The 1,303-nt window shown below is 35.2% G+C and carries 3 protein-coding genes; all 3 read right to left on the bottom strand.

Translation table 11 applies throughout. The features are described 5' to 3' along the window. A partial coding sequence (locus tag JSS34_08905; GenBank protein ID MBS0186413.1) for a hypothetical protein occupies positions 1-360 on the bottom strand: 360 nt, incomplete at its 3' end. 89 nt (positions 361-449) lie between these two features. Next, complete coding sequence (locus tag JSS34_08910) at positions 450-782, bottom strand: hypothetical protein (GenBank protein ID MBS0186414.1); 333 nt, start codon at positions 780-782, stop codon at positions 450-452. Between the two features lie 6 nt (positions 783-788). Continuing rightward, positions 789-1,303 (bottom strand): hypothetical protein (locus JSS34_08915; GenBank protein MBS0186415.1); only part of this gene is annotated, 515 nt, incomplete at its 5' end.

Here is a 1,303-nt window from a genome sequence, read left to right on the forward strand (position 1 = left end):
TTTTGCTTCTAAAGCAGCAGTGCATAGAAATTCTTGAGAATGCCATTTTCTGATTTTATGTTTGGTTTCTTTCAACCAGGCTCCAATGCTTTCTGCGGTGTCATCAGCTAACATCTGTTGTGCTGCAAGATCGCCTTCTGGAGATGCGAAATAAAAATACTTTGAAAGAGAAAGCTGTCCTTGTTCAGAGATTTCTGCAGAGGCTCCTTCATGAAATGCTGCTGCTGTAGAAGTACGATGAACTCCTGCCTCTTGTTCCCACAAATGTTGCGCATATTGGAGGCTTTCTCTTTCTGTGATAAAGCTCTCAAACCTTTGATTAGAGGCGATGAACTCAGCATGCCATTTGGACGAAAACACTTCTGCAAGATGAAGCGTTTTTGTTAGCGCACGGAGGCCTAAATCTTTGGAAAGAAGGTTTTTTAAAGCCAGTAATTTGATAATGTTCTTTAAAGTACTCTTATATCTTGCAGCTTTAAAATAATATTCCCATTTTTTTGGACTCCTTCAAGTGAAAGAGTTAAATCACTTTTTTTATTATTAAAAAATAAATTAAACTCTAAATAAAAACTATTTGTATTATAAGGATACAAATGAAATTGATCAAATTCTTTCATAGTAGGAAGTGTCATATCTCCAGGATATGAATTGATAGCTTCTTCGACCTCCTTAGTTTTAAGATTTCCCAAAAAACCGTTTTCTTTTAAATCAGAATATTTTCTGCTGACAAGCATGCTAACTATATTATGCAATTTTTTTTTTATTTTTTGATGATTAATCACTGCTTTTTACTCCGTTTTGTTTCTATTTCCAGGAAGACGGGTTTGAGTTTCTTTTGTTATTCCAATATTATTAAAGTATTTATCGGCTTCTTCAACTAATATTCGTGCTTCTTCTTTCTTAATTCCAGCCTCCCTTAGTGCTCTGTATCCGATGCGTCGTTCTATACCATATGTGCCGCCTCCTGATTTTCTTTGTACTTGGGTAGCCTTGTAATGTTCTGTTCCTATACGAATTGACGGTCCTTCTAATTGAACATTTATAGCTTGTTCGCGACTATAGTATGGCAAATCTTTAACTGCTGCATCTTGAATAATATGGTGAGAGTCTTTTCTTTTATTTTTTATAAGATAGGTATGTGGCCCCCCATACACTTTTCCTGAAGGTAAAACTAAAAGATCTTGTGTTTGATTGAGCTGAATTTTTGAAATGAGTTCCGTCTCTAAATTACCAAATTCTTGATCAAAGTGTAAGGATCTTTTGCTGTTTGCCAAAGAAAAATCTTCACTCACTGAGGCGAAAC

It is taken from the genome of Pseudomonadota bacterium, from assembly GCA_018242545.1.
In the GTDB taxonomy this organism is placed as follows: domain Bacteria; phylum Pseudomonadota; class Alphaproteobacteria; order 16-39-46; family 16-39-46; genus 16-39-46.